The organism is uncultured Campylobacter sp. (assembly GCF_938045775.1).
Taxonomy (GTDB): Bacteria; Campylobacterota; Campylobacteria; order Campylobacterales; family Campylobacteraceae; genus Campylobacter_B.
On sequence record NZ_CALIBH010000063.1, the window covers coordinates 1 to 17,557 of the forward strand.

Here is a 17,557-nt window from a genome sequence, read left to right on the forward strand (position 1 = left end):
CTGATAGCGCCACGCAGCCCGCAGCGCCAAATCCATGTAAAATTCGTCGTTCATACAAAATCCAAAATTTAAATTATCCCGCTCCGCTGCGATCGCTTAGCAAAATTACGGCGGAGCGGAGAACTCGCCTACTCCCAGCAAGTCGCGCCTCGGGCGCAAACCGACTAGCTCACCTGCGCTCATCCTTGCTGTACCGGATAGCGCCGGCTCGCACTTAGCCCACTTGCAAGAGCCAAGCTTGCTTTAAGCGCCAAATTTATCAAAGTGCAAGCACGCGCCGTATGTGTGGAGCAAGATTCCGCGCGGGAACAAAACTGCGAAATCTTACCACAGGTTTTAGAATTTTATCCTAAATCGTAAATTTTGCGGCGTCCTTTTTGCACGCCAAGAATTTTCGCCTATCGCGCGAACGAGCGTCTACCGATAGCGCGCAAACGCTGATTTTGCGAAGTAAAATTTAATAAAGCGCTGGGGCAAAACAGCGAGCGGGCGCGAATATGAAATTTCAAAAGGCGCGGCTTGATTTCAGCTCAAATTCAGGGGGGGGTAGAATTACACGAATTTTCTTCAAAGGATTAAAATGTCTGAACAACCGACCGTTCAACCCCAATCAAACGTGCTTGGGATACTCTCCATAGTCTTCGCGATTTTAGGGATCTTTTTCCTAGGGATCGTTTTCGTTCCGCCTGCGTTTTTGTGTGCGATCGCCGCGACCTATCAAGCCGTCAAAAAGCAAGCCTCGCTCGTAATAGCGATATTAGCGTGGATCCTTACGATCGTGGGGCTCATGACCTCGCCCGTGCTGCTAGCTACAATCGGCATCTCCGCTTCATAGTCGCAAACATCCGCGCCGCTTGGCGAAATTCCAATTATCCGATGAGCGGTGCGTAAACCTCTACCCGCGGAATTTTAATGTGTAAATTGCTTGGCAAAATTTCGTCGCTTAAAATTAGGTCACGTAGAATTTTGCGTCTTAAAATTCAGCGGCCTAGAATTTAGCGGCGGAAATTCTGCGTGTGAAATTTTAAAACAAAATTTGCCGCCAAAATTGTGTATTAAATTTCGCGGACGGAATTTCGGCGCGGAATTTTACCGCTAAAGCGAGACTGTCGCAATTTTACAAAGGCTTTATTGATGAAATTTTGCGATCAAATCGCATCTGCAAATAAATATCGCGGTGCAATTTGCAACACAGGCGCTGCAAAGCCTATAGGCACAGCGTTTGCGCAGGCGTAAAAACTAAATTTACGACGAAGCGTAAATTTAAAATTCTGTCTTGCTGCGAAAGGTCTGAAATTTTGCCGTGTCCAAAACAGCGCGTAAATTCTAAATTTAGCCGCCTTTTAGCGCGACGCAAAATTCCGAAGCAATGCGCAAAACTCACCGCCCAGCGACGCAGCGTAAATTCCAATGCAATCGCTGCGGAAAGCTTGCCCTTGGCGGCGCGATCTGAAATTTAAAAACAGACAAAACGGCGCGGAAATTTTAAAATTTTGCACAGGGCACAGGGAGAGATCAAAAGCAGCCGAGAGCAACAAATTTTAAAGGTATCTAAATTTTAACGCGCCCGCGTGCTCACGCGATGCAATAAGGCGCCGCAAACTCATACGCGCGCGAGGTCAATATTTACTAAAATTTCCGCTCTGCCCGCGGCATGCACGCTCGTATCACATGCCTATAATCGCTGACGCAAACTCAAACTCCGCCGAAAGCTCGACAAAATGACGTCTTACCCGGCGCATACGATCAATCACAATGTGAAAGACTTGCGTGCGCAGCATGTGTGTTTGCGCGCCGTGCGTCAAATTAAAAAGCAAGGCAATATGCCGCGAGCCGTGCATCGCTTGCAATAGGAGCGATACTTAAAGTACACAAACAAAACAAATCTAAATTAGCCTCGCCGCTTTAGCTTGAAATTTAAGTCTACGCTTCTCAAACACCGCACACCAAAGCCCTACATACAAAATTTTAAAAATCTCCACCGCTACCACTGCACGTAGGTTCGCGCCTTTTTGATCTCGTCAAGTCGCACGCTTACCTCGCCGTCGTCCGTACGTAGCCTAAGCACGCCGCCTTCGCAGTCTAGCACCTCGCCGCTTAGCTTCTGCCCGTCCGTGCGGCTTAGACGCACCAGCTCGCCCACGGAGTTTGCGAAATGCTGTGGCTTGCTTAGCTTGCGCTCAAGCCCGGGAGAGCCGACCTCCAGAGTCCACTCGCCCTCAAGCGGCGGCTCCACGTCAAAAATCAGCGAAAGCAGCCTCGATAGCCGCTCGCAGTCGTCCAGGTCCACGCCGCCTGCTTTCGTGATACTGATGCGATAGATCGTTCTGCCGTTTTCGCTCACCGTCTCCACGTCGTAAAGCTGCACGCCGCACTCACGCGCCAAAGCCTCTAAATCAACCATTTTTGCGCAGCTCCTCCTCTATTTTGTCAAAAAGATCGTCCATTTTGTTTTGATACTCCAAGCGGTCGTCAAATTTGAAGTGAAACGCGGGGCAGCGGTACCAGCCCTCCGCCTCGGCGCAGAAGTTTTGCAAATATCTCGCCACGCGGTCAAGCTTTTCGAGCACGAATTCCTGCTCGCGCTCGTCGAAGGCGTTTTTATCCAGATATACAAACGCGTCGTAGCGCCCGCGCTTGCACTCCACGTCGGTGACGCACAACCCGCGCAAAAGCTCGTCCTCAAGGCTCGCGAGCGCTTCGGGGATGAGCTGCTTTAGCACGCTTTGCGTGCGAAGTCTTCTTAGTTCGGTCGGATTCATCTTTACCTCGCTATCTTAAATCGCCGCAAATTATACGGCGTAGAATTTTATTTTGCGTCTTGCGATGACGGAATTTTATTGCTTTGTCGCAGCGGAGCGTCCGTCTTGCGGCGACACAGAATTTTATTTCGCGTCCATCCTATGGCGATGCGGAATTCTATCTCGCTTCGGCGCGGCGGCAACGCAGAATTTTATCTCGCTTCGGCATGACGAAATATCCGCCCTGCGGCGACGCGGTCTGTTTAAATTTGACGCGGCGCGCGTCGCGCCGGAGCGTCCATTTAAATTCTAAGCGGTTTGCTGCGCGCTGGTATTGCAAACGGCGCCGCACTTTTTAGAATTTCGCTCTTAAATTTTAAAAGGCACAAGCCCTGCTTTAAAATTTTACTTTTAAATTTTAGCCCGTACTTTGCGTTTAAATTTAAAACGCAGATCGCGCAAGAATTTCATGGCTTGCGCACGGAAGCTCATCGTATAACCATACCGCTACCGCAGAAATATTTCCGCGCCAAGACGCGGTGCTATTCTATGCCGTATCCTGCTCGCCACGGCGCTATCTATACCGCTGCCACGCTGCCCATCTTGACACTGTAAGAATACAGCGCGCAGCGGTACTCTCTTTGCGCTACGCTCGCTTACTGCGTCGCTATTTACGATACCCACGCTGCCGTCTTTTGGCAGCGCCGCAATGACACCGCACGCCGTTGCGGCCTTGTTTTGCACCGCTTGCACAGCGCCGTCCTCCGCGTCGCTGTTTTTTCCACACTGCGCCGCTTCGAAATTTATCTTAAATTTTAAAAACGCTTCGATGCCGCGCGCAATCTAAATTTCGCCGCTTTAAAATTTCAACTTTGCGATTAAATTTAAAATTTAAATCGCGCGGAAAAAACTGCGATCAGCAAACGGCGTAAATTTAAAATTTGATCGCAAAGACGAGCCGCAAGAAAAATCTAAACATTAAAATTTCAAAACTGGCGCTACGCGGCAGAGTCTTGCGCAGAAACCGACAAAATTTAAAGCCTTGCCCGCACGCTCCGCCTCTAAATTTAAAAGGCGAAATTTTACGCTCAAATTCTGCGAGCATAAAATTTCAAGGCGCGATCGCGACTTCAAATTTAGCCGCAAGCCGTACAAACAAAGCGAATGCCCACGCAAAATCCGTGAGCATTAGTCGATCGTAGCCTGCTCCTCTTTTTGCTTGTAGCTTTCGATAAAATCGCCCACGCGCATATCGTCGTAGCCCTCGATGCCTACGCCGCACTCGAAGCCTTTGGCGACCTCTTTGGCGTCGTCTTTGAAGCGCTTGAGCGAGCTGACGTTGCCTTCGAAAACGATGACTCCCTCTCTGATGACGCGGATCTTCGCGCCGCGAGCGATAAGGCCGTCGGTAACCATACAACCCGCGATCTGCCCGATCTTAGGCACGTTGATGACCTGGCGGATCTCGGCTTGACCCAAGGCCTCCTCGCTGATGATCGGGCTCATAAGGCCGCTCAAAAGCGCCTTGATGTCGTCGATGAGATTGTAAATGACGTTGTAGGTCTTAATCTGCGCGCCGCGCTCCTTGGCAAGCTCTTTGATCTCGCCCGTAGGACGGACGTTGAAGCCCAAGATCACGCAGTTTTCGCTAGCGCTTGCTAAGGCAATGTCGTTTTGCGTGATACCGCCGATGCCGCTGTGGATGATATCGACCTTGACTTCGTCGTTGCGGAGCTTCTCAAGGCTTGCTTTGATAGCCTCTAACGAGCCAGCGACGTCGGCCTTGACAATCACCGGAAGACTCTTTAGCGAGCCTTCGGCAATCTTGGCGCTTAACTCGTCGATGGTGACTTTGGTCGATTTGCTAAGCTCCTTTTGGCGCTGATGCTCATAAATTTTACTCGCATACTCGCGCGCTTCCTTATCGCTTGAAACGCCGATCAGCGTCTCGCCCGCGCCCGGAACCTCGCTAAGGCCTATGATGACGCCGCATTCGCCCGGTAAAATTTGTTTTAGCGCCCTGCCCTTATCGTCGCTAAGCGCGCGCACCTTGCCGTATGCGATACCAGCTACGACGGTGTCTCCGACGTGTAGAGTGCCGTTTTGCACGATGACGGTAGCAACCGCGCCGCGACCTTTTTGCAGGGAGCTTTCGATGATGGTTGCCTTAGCCTGCTTGCTAGGATCGGCTTTGAGCTCCAAAAGATCGGCTTGCAAAAGCACGATCTCTAATAAATTTTCGATTCCGTCGCCCGTCTTTGCGGAGATCGGCACGAACTCGTAGCTGCCGCCCCACTCTGTAGGCATGATATCAAGCTCTGCAAGCCCCGTTTTTACGAGATCTGGATTAGCATTAGGCTTGTCCATTTTATTTATCGCGATGATGATCGGGACGTTTGCCGCCTTGGCGTGCGCTATAGCCTCCTTAGTCTGAGGTTTGACGCCGTCGTCTGCCGCCACTACGATGATTACGATATCGGTAACCTCCGCTCCGCGCGCTCTCATCGAAGTAAAGGCCTCGTGACCCGGAGTGTCGATGAAGGTGATCTTCCTGCCGTTTTTTTCGACCATATACGCGCCTACGTGCTGCGTGATGCCGCCCGCTTCGCCGCTTGCTACGCGAGAGTTTCGGATATAATCAAGCAGGCTCGTTTTGCCGTGATCGACGTGTCCCATAATGGTGATGACTGGCGCTCTAGCGATTAAATTTTCTTCGCCTTCGCTGTCCTCGTAAGCCTTGATATAGTCAAACTCCTGCGACTCATCGATGATATTTACTTCGATACCGAATTCGCTTGCTAAAATTTCTATCGCGTCCTCGTCCAAAAAGTCGTTTTTCGTCGTCATCATTCCAAGCGCAAATAACTTGCCGATGATCTCGCTAGGCTGCTTTTTGATCTTATCGGCGAACTCATAGACGCGGATCTCTTTTGGGATATTTACAGAGCTTACGATTTCGCTACCCTGCTCGCGAGGGGCTTTTTTATGCTTTTTGCGACCGCCGCGACTTATGCCGCCTTCGCTACTAAAAATTTGATTCTGCGAGGCGCGATAAATATTAGGTTGGTTTTTACTTTTGATGCGGTTTTCGGTTTGGATCGGTTTGACGGTGAAATCGGGCATTACCACGACATCTTCGTCCTCGATGACGATATCCGCCATCTCGTGATCAGGAATGATGTCGATTTTAAGGGCGTTCTCTTTTTTAGCCGCGGGAGCTTTTTTCTTTTCGATCTTTTTCTTTTTCAAATTTAGTTCAGCATTTGAAAAGATCGCCTCCAAGCTCGCACTTATCTTTTCGCGCCTAGGCTCGGTTCTATCTTGTGCCGCCGGGGCTTGAACTTCCTTTTTCTTTTTTACGATGACTAGGCCACGACGCTTTTGCAGGCTCTCGCTAGCGATGCTATCGCCGCTGTTTATCTGCACCGGCGCAGGCTTTGAGGCGGCGTTTTGTTTCTCCTCTTTCTCCTGCGGGGCGGAGGAAATTTCTTCTTTTTGATTTTGGGACTTTTCGGTTTTTTCCTCGAGCTCTTGCGTACGCGTTTTTTCGTCGCTAGGCTCTTTGGCGCTCTGCGCGGGCTCTTTGGATTCGGAAGCTTTTAAGCTTTCCGCCTTTTTAGGACTCTCTTTTTTAGCGGTTCTTTTAGTTTCGCTCTGTTTTTTAGCGGGCTTATTCTCGTCTTCTTGCGCTTTTTCGGAGCTTTTTTTCATAGGCTTTGACTTTTTCCCCGGTAAAATTCCCGTCTGGATATAATCGTAAATAGCGGCAGCTTCTTCTTCGCTTACTTTATTCGACGCGGTTTTTACCCTCTTAAAGCCCATCTCCTGCGCTTTTTCGATTATCTCTTTGCTTGCGTATCCAAGCTCGTCCGCGATATCTTTAATCAGAACACCCATTTAAAACCCTCTCCTTGATATGTCCCAAATCTGCGCTAGACGCAAATTTAGATAGATATTTTGAAATTTTCTCTTTTTGATTTATGCAACCGTCGCAAATATAAAATTGTCTGTTTGAGCTTATATTTTTAAAATTTTGCAAAAAGGCGTGGAGTTCGCGCTTGGCGAAGCGCCCCTTGCAAATAACGCACATCCTAATCGGTTCGCTCATGCGATTATATCTTTATTTTTCTTAGTCAATATTAAAGCCGCCATTGTCGATATCTAAAATTTCGACGCGGAAGTTTTTAAAATTTTCGCTAAGGCAGGCTTTAAGCTTTGCGGCGTCGGATCTGTAGGCTAAATTTAAAAAGCTTGAGCCGCTTCCCGAGAGCGAGCTCATAAGCGCGCCGTTATCATAGGCGATCTCGCGCAGCTTAAAAAGCTGCGGAAGCACGCTCATGCGCATCTGCTCGTGCATCTTGTCGATACAGGCATAGCGCAAGCTGTCGTAGTCGCGTCGCATAAAGCAAGCGGTCAGAAACGCCGCGTGCGAGAGATTACTAACGCAATCTTTGATCGAAAAGCTCTTAGGCAGCTTGCCGCGAGATTCGTTCGTAGGCATCGGCGTATCAGGAATAACGACGACGGCTTGCAGATCTTGCGAAATTTCGCATTTTTGCGTTCGAACCGTCTTGCCGTCCACGACGCTGCTGACAAAGCCGCCGAGCGTTGCTGGTGCGATATTATCCGGGTGATTTTCATATTCCAGCGCCGTGTTTAAAATTTTAGCACGGTCGATCTCAAAGCCGCAAACTTTATAAGCGCTTGCGATAGCGCCTACTATCACGGCCGAGCTGCTGCCCAGCCCGCGCGAAAACGGGATGTTATTGTGAAAAGCAAATTTAAAATTTATCTCTTGCCCGCCGCCTAGTTTTTTGTAAATTTCATTGAAAATATTCAAAAAAGCGTTGCCCTTCTTAAGCCACGCTCTGTCGCTACCCTCGCCGCTAAGCGATACGCAAAAAAACTTCTGCTCGGTAATCTCTACTTCGTTAAATAGCCCTAGGCTAAGGCCGAGCGCGTCGAAACCGGGGCCTAAATTTGCGCTCGTCGCAGGAATTCTTATAATCAAGCTCTCTCCTAAACCGCTTCTATGATGTAATTTGGAAGTATATCATCGCTTTTATTTAAAACCGATAAATCCTGCGGCAAAGATAGCGTGGCAGGGGCACATTTTTTCATTTTGATTTCTCCGTTCTCATAAACGTAGCTGAAGTTTTTATTCGCTCTGATCGGTCCGAAGCCGCTTAGCTCAAAGCCGTTGATTGCGTATAGCGGCACATCAAGAGCGATGCTAAGCGTGCGCAATATCACGTAGCTTACCTTCATGCCCATAAAGCTGCCGGGAGTATTTGCGTAGATGAGCTCTTTGATTTTATAAGTTTTTAGAATTTCGCTAAATTTAGCGACCAGAAATTTATCGGCTTTTTCGCCTTCGGCGCTTGTAAATTCCGCGATCTTAGCGCCGTTTTCATACACACCGAGCAGGCACGGAGCGCTAAGAGCAGCGATTAGAATTTCAACCTCTTTGATTTTGCAGCCTTAAGCAAAGACTTTTTGATATTCGCGCACAACCTCGGCGGTAAGATCTACTAGCTCGAAATTTTTCGCGTCGGCAAGGACTGCCAAAGTGAGCTTATGATTTAGATCGTGGCTTCCCGCAAACGCCGTATAATCGCCCAAAATCGGAGCGCCAACGAGCGCAAGATCGCCGATCGCGTCTAAAATTTTATGGCGGACGAACTCGTTTTCAAAACGCAAGCCCTCTGGATTTAAAATCTTATTCTCATCGATTACGACGGCGTTTTCTAAGCTGCCGCCTAGAGCCAGCCCCATGGAGCGTAGCGCCTGCACGTCTTTTAAAAATCCAAACGTGCGCGCCCGCGAAATTTCTTTAAGATAAGCTTTCTTACTAAATTCAAAAACATGGTGCTGAGTGCCGATGAGCGGATGGCTAAATTTAATTGTATAATCAAATTTAGGGCTCTTGCTAGGGCTCAGCCGCACGAGTTTATCGCCCTCTCTAATTTCCACGGCTCGCTTGATAATAAGGGCTTTTTTATTCGCGTCGAGCTCTCTTACTCCCGCTTCGTCCAAAAGCATACAAAAGCTCGCCGAACTTCCGTCCATCACAGGAATTTCGTTAGCATCGACGATAATACGGATATTATCAATACCATAGGCATTAATGGCGCTCATTAGATGCTCTATTGTTGATATATAGCCCTTCTCATTTCCTACGACGGTCGCCATCTGCGTATTTATGACGTTTTTCGGCTCGGCTTTAAAACTAATGCCAAGATCACTTCTATAAAATACGATTCCACTGCCTGCCTCTAAAGGCTCTAACGTAAGTCTGATAGGCTCACCTTTGTGCAGCCCGATGCCGACGTTATGGACTTTCTTAGCTATCGTTGTCTGTCTCATTTCTATCCTCGTTTTCATTAACCCGCGCATTATAGCGAAAATTTTAAAATTTACTTACCTTTTTCTATTACTTTTTTGGACGATTCTAAGACATCGGTAATGTTATCTTTCATCCACTTAGGATCCATCCACTCCTCGGGTCTTACGTCCACACCCTGAACTACGATGCCAAAATGCAGATGATCTCCGAAAGCAAAGCCGCTTGAGCCCGTCTGTGCTAGAATATCGCCCGGCTTTACGTCGCTGCCGACGCTTAACTGCGTCGCCGAGCAGTGTCCGTAGATGCCGTATAATCCGAAGCCGTAGTAAATTCCTAAATTTAATCCGAAAATTCCGTTTTCCTGCGCGAAAACCACCTTGCCATAGTTGCTCTCTTTGATATCGGCGTTTGCAACGCTTGCTAGATCAAGCCCCATATGCCAAGACTCGCTTACTTGTTCGTCGTTCATAAAAAATATCCTATGATCGGCAAAACTTGCTACCGCTGCGCCTTTAGCAAGCGGATAAAAAGGCTTTAGCTCAAATCCATTTATTCTATCCTCGTGCACCGCGCTAGTAGCAGCGTGCAGATCATCTCCGTTTTTCTTACGCAGAGTTTCGTTTACGAACTTAAATTTCTCCAAATCGCTCATTGAGTTAAAATTCTGCGCATATTGGCTAGCCAGATCACTTACTTTGCCGTTAATGAAGCCCGGATTTAGCTTGATAGTAGAGACTTTATATTTTTTGTCCTGATAAAAATATTTGATCTGCGAAATGCTTTCGTTGCCTGCACGATCGGTGGCGACCGCTTCTGCGCGAAATTCCTCTAAATTTGCAGGCCACGCTACGAGAGACGCATAATAGCCCTCTTTTACAAAAGGAATTGCTTTAAAAATTTTGCCATAGTTGGTTTTGACATAGACTTCGTTTAGGCGCTCGTCTTTAGCTGAGAATACGACTACAGCGCTACCGCCTTTGGTGATTTTATAGGATTGATTGATGATATTTATGACGGGCTTTTTGTCATCTATTATTATATTTGCCGTTTTTACGCTCTTGTTTCCTTGCGCAAAATTCCAAGAGCTAATGTCGTTTGCGAAAACCTCAAGCTTGTAGTTTTTATCTTTATTAAGCATCAAATTTTTAGGAAATTGCACGGCAAGCTCTAGCGTCGTTTGCGGAACGTTCAGCTCCTCATTTAGTAGCGGTATCGTGCTGGCTCCGTCGTTTAAGTTTACGCGGACAAGCTTAATGCCGGTATCGTCTGAAATTTTAATCTTTAAAGGCGAGGTTAAATTCCAATAAATTTCATTTTCCAGCGCAATTTGCGGAGGATTTTTTTCAAATTTCGGCGAGGTAAAAATTCTAAAGATTCCATAAACCAAAGCGCATATTATAATAAGAAATATTAAAATTTTAAGCTTCGTTCCATTGCCATTTCTACGCATAAAAGAGCCTTTGATATGATTTTAGAGCGCGATTTTACAAGCTTAACTTAAATTATCGGTAAAGCGAGGCAAAATTTAACGCAAATGTTTAGCGATTTACGAGGCGATTTAAAATTTTAAATTCTAGCGATTTTAGAATCTCAAAATTTATGAGCTTTAAAATTCAGTGGCGCGCTAAATCCTATGCAGTGAAATTTCGCGCACAACAAAGCGGCGTTTATCGTCTATATCGTAATCTTTAAAATTTCAATATAGAATTTCTTTAAATTATGCTAATGGCTTGTATTGATTTTTTAGAACTCTTGTGCTTAAAATTTTACCATACGAATGAAATTTTAAACTATCTTGATAAATAAAATTCTAAAAAATTCAAAGCAAGCTACGCGTTTAAATTTCATCCTAAGCCGGGCGGAATTCCAATTAAAATTTAGCTCAAACCGCCTAAAATAGTTTAACTGCCAAATTAGCGCGACAAGAAAAGTCAAAATTGCAGCGTTACTAAATTTTAAGGCGTGCAGTAGAAAATTCTACGCACGCCACAGCGTTCGCAAGTCGTCGCGTTTAATTAAATCTAGCGCCGATACTAAATTCGAAGCTATTTGTGTCGTCGTGCGGCTTTTTATTAAGCGGCTTAACGAAGTATAACTGCAAAGGCCCCATCGGCGTCATCCACTCGATACCGGCGCCCGTGCTGTAGCGCTCCTCCTCGTTCCAGTCATGATCGCCGATCATTCCGTAATCAAAAAACGTTACAAAGCGCATTTTAAGCCTATCGACCACCGGAAAGCTTAGCTCAAAGGAGTTATTGAAGCTCTGCATACCGCCCGTTTCGATATAGCGGCAATTATTTGCATTTAAGCAAATCTCCTTTTTCGGGATACTGCGACCTTCGTAGCCTCTAATGCTTTTCATTCCGCCTAGGAATAGCTTTTCGTTGATCGGGATCTTTTTATTACCTTCCCACATATAGCCCGTTGCAGCTTTGTATCTAAAGATAATGTCGTAATCGATATAATCTCGCAAGCCAAAATAATAGTTAAACGATCCTCGCGCCTTGGTGTAGTCCATATCGCCGCCAAGACCCGCGTATTCTAAGCTGGCACTTGCGATCATACCGCTTCGTGGTAAGTAATAATCATCGGTGCTGTTGTATGTAATAGACGGGATAATCGAGCTTTTTAAATTCTTACCATCTAGATAGCCTGCTTTGGCGTAATATTCGTTTAAGCCCTTAATCTCACTTTTTTCTAGATAATATGTAAGGCTTACGTCGGTATTGCGCCCGATCTTGCGACCGCCCGTAATTGAAAATCCGTAAGATTTCTCATCGTAATCGTCCCAGTCGTAGTCGTTGGCAAAGATCGATCCGCCCAAGCTATACTCAGAATCAAACACTCTAGGATTGGTTAAGCTCAAACGTCCGCTTAGCTGATCGTCGCTCTTTTCAACCGAGAACGCGCCGTGCAAGCCGGTGCCGAATACGTTACGATCACTGATACCGCCGCTAAGTAAAATTCCATCCTCACTGCCATATCCGATACCACCCGTGATAGAGCCTGTAGGAGCTTCTTTGACTGCGACTTCAAGATCGATCTGATCGTTAGAAACGCGGTTTTCTTTAATCTCCACCTCATCGAAATACCCCGTGCGTTTTAAAGAATTTAACGAATCGTTGTAGTCGGTTTTGCTATATAAATTTCCCTCGGTCAGATACATCTCGCGGCGGATGACCTTATCCTCGGTCTTATCGTTACCCGAAATCGTTACGTTTCTAATATAGACTTTATCCTCTGGGATAACCTGATACGTGATAGCAACCGTGCGAGCTTCTTTGTCCTGCTTAGTCTTAGGCACGATACGCACGTAGGCATATCCCTGATCCGCGACTAAAGTCTCTAGCGTATTCATATCGCGGCGCAAACGCTCGGAATTCATTGTATCGCCCTTTTGAAGCTTAAAATCGTCCAAAACCTTTTCTTTATCAAGCTTGATTATATCTGCAGGATACTCGATATCTACAGAGCTTACGGTGTATTGCTCGCCCTCACTGATGTAGTAGGTAAGATCGGCAGTGTAATTATCCATATCGGCATTAAGTAGCGGCGCAGAAACCTGCGCGTCTAAGTAGCCTTTTTTATAATATTCTTCTTGAATTCTATTTGCATCGTTAGGAAGCTCGGCGGTTTTTACCTTGCCATCGTTAAAGCCCCACATCCAGCCCAGCATCTCGCGTTCTTTATTGGCGACGGATGGCTCAATATCGTCATAGTCGAGCTTGTCCGCGCCTACTAAATTTACCTTATCGATGATGATATTTTCGCCGCGATTTACCTCGATCGTTAGCAAGATGACCGATTTATCGTCGTTTATCGGCTTTGGATAAAATTCCACCACGGTGTCGAAAAAGCCCTTGACTTCGTAGTATTGCTTGATGCGGGTCTCTGCTTTTTTAGCAGCCACCTCATCGTAAACCTGACCCGGACGCAAGCCGATGAGCTCATTGATCTTATCGCGGTCGTTGGTAACTACGTTTTTGATCTCGACCTTGGCGATGGTCGGTTTTTCGGTTACGTTGATAGTGACCGCGCCGCCTTGTTCGCTGATATAAACGTCGCTGAAATAGCCCTGCTCAAATAGCTTCGAGATCGCAGCATTGGTGTTTTCGCCGTTAAGCTCATCGCCTACTTTAAGTCCTGAAATTTGCTGTGCGACCTGTGGAGAAAGATGCCTTAGCCCTTCAAATTTAATGGATTTTATCTGCGCGGCGCATGCCACGGAAATCCCGCCTACTAAGAGTAAAAAAACGCTTTTTTTCATAAAATTTTACCTAAAAACGAAAATAATTTGCGTATAATACCACATTAAAATTAAAACTTGCATATATCAAAAAGGAATTTTATGAAGATAGGAATTATCGGCTTGGGTCTCATCGGCGGCTCTCTTGGGCTATGTCTAAAAAGCACCAAAATAATTAGCGCCGTCTATGGCTGCGACATCAGCCGCGAAAACGAAAAAGAAGCTCTGCGACTCGGGCTCGTGCATGAAATTTTAAGTCTGGAGCAGATGAAGCAAAGCTGCGACGCGATCTTTCTCGCAATCCCCGTGGAGGCAATTATTGAGACATTGCAAAAACTAAGCGACTGCAGAAGCGAGACGACGATCATCGATCTAGGAAGCACGAAATTTAAAATTTTGCAAAACTGCCCGCCGCAAATCAGACGAAATTTCATCGCGGCTCACCCAATGGCGGGTACCGAAAACTCCGGCCCGCAAGCAGCATTTAAAGAGCTTTTAAACGGCGCAGTAGTCGTCATCTGCGACGATCACGGCGCGGATGAAGTGCATATCAAACGAGCGGTCGAAATTTTTTCGTTCGCGGGGATGAAGATCGTATTTATGGACGCAAAAAGCCACGATCACCACGTGGCGCTCATCTCGCACCTACCGCATGCGATCAGCTACTCGCTCGTAAACAGCGTACTAAAAGAGGAAAATCGCCGCAACATCATAAATTTAGCCGGCGGTAGCTTTTCGGGCATGAGCCGTATCGCCAAAAGCTCGCCGCAGATGTGGGTCGATATTTTTAAGCAAAACCGCACGAACCTGCTGGGTGCAATCGATGCTTTTAAAAACGAGCTTGAAATTTGCGTACAGATGATTCGTGACGAGCGCTGGGATGAGCTTGAGGCGTGGATGTATGAAGCGCGCAAGCTAAGGGATATTATTTAAAATTTCACGCGACCTGACTGCGCGACGGACGCTTTAAGAACGCGCCTTTAAATTCTAAAAATTTCGCTTTCAAACAGCCTGCGCAATTTAAATTTTAATACGTGCGAGCCTGGATGCGAACTCAAAAATCTATGCATTCTTGCGTGAAAATTCTCTTTGAGGGAAACTCCAGCGCGCAAAGCCTCGCCTTCTCGCCCCAGTGCTTTTTATAAACACAGCCCAGATCGACATTTGCGCTAAATTCCGTAATGACGGGCTTTTTTACCGGCGTGTGCCCGTAGACATTAAAAATTCCATCATTCGCGCTATCATCTCCGCGCCCGCTTAGCACGTGAGCGGCGAAGCTTTTCGCGCGCTCTGCATCGTGTCTAATCCCCCACGCGCGACCCACTGCGGAGTGCGATACGACGAGGGCGCGACCGCTTTCATCACGCAAATCATACTCCAGGTAAATCGGCAGCCGCGAGACAAACCGCAGATGCTCCTTGCATTGTTTCACGCCTCCGTGACGATAATACGACGCTAGCGTCGCCTCACCGCCGTTATTAAATAGCCAGCTTTCATCCAGGCTAAAAAATGCGTAGAGGTCATTTGAGCTCGTAAATTTGCCCGTCTTTGCGCACCTTAGTGCAGTTTTTGCGTTGCCCACAAAGCGCTTTTCGTGATTGCCCATCACCGCGTCATATCCGCGGACGCGCACAAATTCAACCACATCCGCGCTCGCAGGACCTCGGTCGATCAGATCGCCAACGAAGCAAATTTTACTATCAAATTTACGCGGAAGCTGCTCTATCAGAGCCAAAAGCGACCTGTAGCAGCCATGCACGTCGCCGATGATGTAGATATTTTGCATAATTTCTCCTTAAATTTTAACGCCCTCGCCTTTTAACGCGCAGGCTATGATATAAGCGGTAGATAAAAGCTCTGTACTAAATTTTAAAATTTCGCGCGCTAGGACTTGGACGGATAAATCTGCTTTAGGACCTCCCTTACGACGACCATAAAAAGAACGATAGATATTAATGCGCTAAGCAATGCGGAATAGAAGTCAACAAGGTGTGTATCCGAAATGCAAACGGCCGCAATTATTATCCCTAAATATGGCGATAGTATCCAAATCGCCACGATCGGCAAAAACAGATTGACGAAAAAATTCACAAGCCTATCAAAATCCTTTAGCTTTTTGGCGAGCACCGCGCAAACCCCGCAAAAAGATATCCACAAAAATATGAAATATACGCACTTCTGCTGTAGCCATTCTATGGGATCGTCATCCCAGACGCTAGACGTGTCAAAAATACGCCATACCACAAAATCGCCCAAGCTCGAAATATTCATCAAGCAAAAACCCATCGAAAACGCGCAGGCTATAATTTTTAAAATAATCATCAGAGTTCCTAAAATTCTAAATTTAGCTAAAAAATTCCTCGATCAGCCGAGTCATTTCGCTCTCGGTGGCAACGTGGTTGATCTGCTCGCGAAAGCTTGCGGCATTTTCGCGCCCCTTGGAGTATTCGTGCAGATGCTTGCGAAATATCGCCACGCCGTGGCTACCGTAATGGCTAAGCATTTGAGCGAAATGATAGAGCACGACCTCTCTTTTTAGCGCGTCACTTGCCTGCTCGCCCGTTTTGATCTCGCGAAAGATCCACGGCCTGCCGATTACCGCGCGACCGATCATCAGCGCGTCTGCGCCGCTAAGGTCTCGCACTGCGGGCGCATTGGAGGAGTTTATGTCGCCGTTTGCGATCACGGGGATTTGCAGCGCGCGTTTGGCTCTTGCGATCGCGCCGTAATCCACTGCCGCGCTGTATCCGCCCGCTCTGGTACGTCCGTGAATAGCGATAAAATCAGCTCCTGCGCTCTGTACGGCGTGCGCGATATTTTCGATATCCACGGCGCCGAAGCCCAGCCGCACCTTCGCGCTCGTAAATTTTTTGTTCGAATACTTTTTTATAGTCTCGACCAAGCGCGATAGACGGGGTGGATCAAGCAGCAGCGCCGAGCCGGCACCCTGCTTTACGACTTTGGGAACAGGGCAGCCGCAGTTTAGATCGATGCCGTCGATGCCGTCAAATTTATTGATGAGCAAAACCGCCTTTTTTATGATTTCCGCATCGCTGCCTGCGATCTGCACGAAAAACGGGGTTTCCGCGGCGTTTTTTTCGAGCATCTTTAGCGTCTTTTCGCCCTCGAAAACAAGGGCATTTGCGCTTATCATCTCGCTTACGGTCGCGTCACATCCGAATTTTTTCACTACGCCCCGCAGCGGCGGATCCGAAAAGCCCGCCAAAGGCGCCAAAAATAGAGGGTTTCTTTTAAAAAAATCTTCCGTCATTTTAAATTTCTCATTTTGATTTCGTTTGAATTTAAACCTTTAAATTTAATACCGCAATGCTTGCAGCGGGTTTTGCCGCGAGCTTTAAAATTTTAAATTTCATAGGCCGCGTATTCGAATTTAGGCGCGAATTTTATTTTTAAGCTTGGCTAATTTGAGTGGTGGCAAAACGGCAGCAAGGATGATCACCACCAAATTTTATTTGCACGGCAAACCCAGCAAGCAGCTTGCAAAACGCCGCGCGGATTTTAAAATTTCAGCACTTTATTCAGCTAGCAAGTCTTGTGCTTTATGTTTAAATTCTAAACTTCATAGCATAAATGCAAAACCCGTTTACACGCGCACTACGCAAGCAAATCTTTTAAATTTTACCGCTTACGCGCATTGATTTTTCGATAAATTTTGAAATTTAAAATTTGCGCGAGTTAGAATTTTACCCGCACTTTAAAATTTATCGCGCAGGCTGTGTTTAATAGACGCAAAGAGCTTAAAGGCAGCCTCTCTTACCCGCATAAAACGAACTCGTAAAATTACCGAGCTAAAATAACAGCGACGCAGGGACGTTTTTGCCGTTGTCGCGCAAAAATAGCAGAATTTTAAACTTCTCAAACTCGTCGCCGTCGGCAAGACTTAGCTGCTCTCTAAACTCGTCGATCATGCCAAGCTCATATAGCGCGTACAGATATGCCTCGGTCGCTTCTTGATTCTCGTTTTTGAGCCGCTCGAAAAAGGCTTTGTATTGCTCTGGAGCGAGATGATTTTTTAGCTTTTTGGCAAAGCCGATAAAATCCTGCTCGCTGAATTTTTCATTATTTACGAGATTGAAAAGTTCCTCGCTGCTGATCTCAAAGCTCGCGTCATTCACTGCGCGATCCACTAAAATATTTACCTCGGCTATGTCTTGAGGAATTTTATAGGCTTTGTTCTTATCGTAGCTTCCTTTGGCAAGCGCT

At 46.8% G+C, this 17,557-nt stretch carries 18 protein-coding genes and 1 pseudogene; 4 read left to right on the forward strand and 15 right to left on the reverse strand.

Annotation, left to right across the window (positions count from 1 at the left end; translation table 11 throughout):
* Nucleotides 1-580: 580 nt before the first annotated feature.
* Nucleotides 581-835: a hypothetical protein gene (locus tag Q0238_RS02005; RefSeq protein WP_297942398.1), complete on the forward strand. Its 255-nt coding sequence runs from the start codon at nt 581-583 to the stop codon at nt 833-835.
* Between the two features lie 372 nt (nt 836-1,207).
* Here Q0238_RS02005 and Q0238_RS02010 read toward each other — a convergent pair whose 3' ends face one another.
* The 4 genes from Q0238_RS02010 to Q0238_RS02025 form a co-directional block, all read right to left on the reverse strand.
* Nucleotides 1,208-1,384, reverse strand: coding sequence for a hypothetical protein (locus Q0238_RS02010; protein ID WP_297942400.1), 177 nt, complete (start codon nt 1,382-1,384; stop codon nt 1,208-1,210).
* 600 nt (nt 1,385-1,984) lie between these two features.
* A complete protein-coding gene (locus Q0238_RS02015) occupies nt 1,985-2,404 on the reverse strand; it encodes a ribosome maturation factor RimP (protein WP_297942402.1) in 420 nt (139 codons plus the stop codon).
* Nucleotides 2,397-2,762: a 30S ribosome-binding factor RbfA gene (rbfA, locus tag Q0238_RS02020; protein WP_297942404.1), complete on the reverse strand. Its 366-nt coding sequence runs from the start codon at nt 2,760-2,762 to the stop codon at nt 2,397-2,399. Before rbfA ends, Q0238_RS02015 begins: the two co-directional genes overlap by 8 nt.
* 486 nt (nt 2,763-3,248) lie before the next feature.
* On the reverse strand, nt 3,249-3,494 hold the full coding sequence (locus tag Q0238_RS02025; RefSeq protein ID WP_297942406.1) for a hypothetical protein: 246 nt from the start codon (nt 3,492-3,494) through the stop codon (nt 3,249-3,251).
* Nucleotides 3,495-3,682: 188 nt separating this feature from the next.
* Here Q0238_RS02025 and Q0238_RS02030 point away from each other — a divergent pair, with 188 nt between their 5' ends.
* A complete protein-coding gene (locus tag Q0238_RS02030; protein ID WP_297942408.1) occupies nt 3,683-3,943 on the forward strand; it encodes a hypothetical protein in 261 nt (86 codons plus the stop codon).
* Here the strand turns inward: Q0238_RS02030 and infB are convergent.
* From infB to bamA, 7 genes are all read right to left on the reverse strand, one after another.
* Nucleotides 3,930-6,638 (reverse strand): translation initiation factor IF-2, encoded by a 2,709-nt coding sequence (gene infB / locus Q0238_RS02035; protein WP_297942410.1) that lies wholly within the window; start codon nt 6,636-6,638, stop codon nt 3,930-3,932. The two genes, Q0238_RS02030 and infB, sit on opposite strands and share 14 nt — an antisense overlap.
* Nucleotides 6,622-6,849 carry a hypothetical protein gene (locus tag Q0238_RS02040; protein WP_040304108.1) on the reverse strand — a complete coding sequence of 76 codons (228 nt, stop codon included), beginning with the start codon at nt 6,847-6,849 and terminating at the stop codon, nt 6,622-6,624. The genes infB and Q0238_RS02040 overlap by 17 nt, the downstream gene beginning before the upstream one ends.
* 21 nt (nt 6,850-6,870) lie before the next feature.
* Nucleotides 6,871-7,752, reverse strand: a complete 882-nt coding sequence (thrB, locus tag Q0238_RS02045) for a homoserine kinase (protein ID WP_297942413.1) — start codon at nt 7,750-7,752, stop codon at nt 6,871-6,873.
* Between the two features lie 8 nt (nt 7,753-7,760).
* Nucleotides 7,761-8,159 carry a glycoprotease gene (locus Q0238_RS02050; protein WP_297942415.1) on the reverse strand — a complete coding sequence of 133 codons (399 nt, stop codon included), beginning with the start codon at nt 8,157-8,159 and terminating at the stop codon, nt 7,761-7,763.
* 63 nt (nt 8,160-8,222) lie between these two features.
* The gene (gene lpxC / locus Q0238_RS02055; protein ID WP_297942418.1) at nt 8,223-9,107 is read right to left on the reverse strand and encodes a UDP-3-O-acyl-N-acetylglucosamine deacetylase; all 885 of its coding nucleotides are present in this window, start codon (nt 9,105-9,107) and stop codon (nt 8,223-8,225) included.
* 50 nt (nt 9,108-9,157) lie between these two features.
* On the reverse strand, nt 9,158-10,537 hold the full coding sequence (locus Q0238_RS02060) for a M23 family metallopeptidase (RefSeq protein WP_297942421.1): 1,380 nt from the start codon (nt 10,535-10,537) through the stop codon (nt 9,158-9,160).
* A gap of 561 nt (nt 10,538-11,098) precedes the next feature.
* A complete protein-coding gene (gene bamA / locus Q0238_RS02065) occupies nt 11,099-13,354 on the reverse strand; it encodes an outer membrane protein assembly factor BamA (RefSeq protein ID WP_297942424.1) in 2,256 nt (751 codons plus the stop codon).
* Nucleotides 13,355-13,435: 81 nt separating this feature from the next.
* Here bamA and Q0238_RS02070 point away from each other — a divergent pair, with 81 nt between their 5' ends.
* Complete coding sequence (locus Q0238_RS02070) at nt 13,436-14,266, forward strand: prephenate dehydrogenase (RefSeq protein ID WP_297942427.1); 831 nt, start codon at nt 13,436-13,438, stop codon at nt 14,264-14,266.
* Between the two features lie 121 nt (nt 14,267-14,387).
* Here the strand turns inward: Q0238_RS02070 and Q0238_RS02075 are convergent, their stop codons facing one another.
* The 3 genes from Q0238_RS02075 to Q0238_RS02085 form a co-directional block, all read right to left on the reverse strand.
* Nucleotides 14,388-15,119 (reverse strand): metallophosphoesterase, encoded by a 732-nt coding sequence (locus tag Q0238_RS02075; RefSeq protein ID WP_297942430.1) that lies wholly within the window; start codon nt 15,117-15,119, stop codon nt 14,388-14,390.
* Nucleotides 15,120-15,217: 98 nt separating this feature from the next.
* A complete protein-coding gene (locus Q0238_RS02080) occupies nt 15,218-15,655 on the reverse strand; it encodes a hypothetical protein (protein ID WP_297942433.1) in 438 nt (145 codons plus the stop codon).
* Between the two features lie 22 nt (nt 15,656-15,677).
* Nucleotides 15,678-16,604 (reverse strand): tRNA-dihydrouridine synthase, encoded by a 927-nt coding sequence (locus Q0238_RS02085; RefSeq protein WP_297942436.1) that lies wholly within the window; start codon nt 16,602-16,604, stop codon nt 15,678-15,680.
* A gap of 181 nt (nt 16,605-16,785) precedes the next feature.
* Between Q0238_RS02085 and Q0238_RS02090 the strand changes: the two genes are divergently transcribed.
* Nucleotides 16,786-16,992 carry a hypothetical protein gene (locus Q0238_RS02090; RefSeq protein WP_297942439.1) on the forward strand — a complete coding sequence of 69 codons (207 nt, stop codon included), beginning with the start codon at nt 16,786-16,788 and terminating at the stop codon, nt 16,990-16,992.
* Nucleotides 16,993-17,142: 150 nt separating this feature from the next.
* On the opposite strand, the pseudogene Q0238_RS02095 reads toward Q0238_RS02090, so the two are convergent.
* Nucleotides 17,143-17,557: pseudogene (locus tag Q0238_RS02095) on the reverse strand (LapA family protein); the annotation flags it as partial.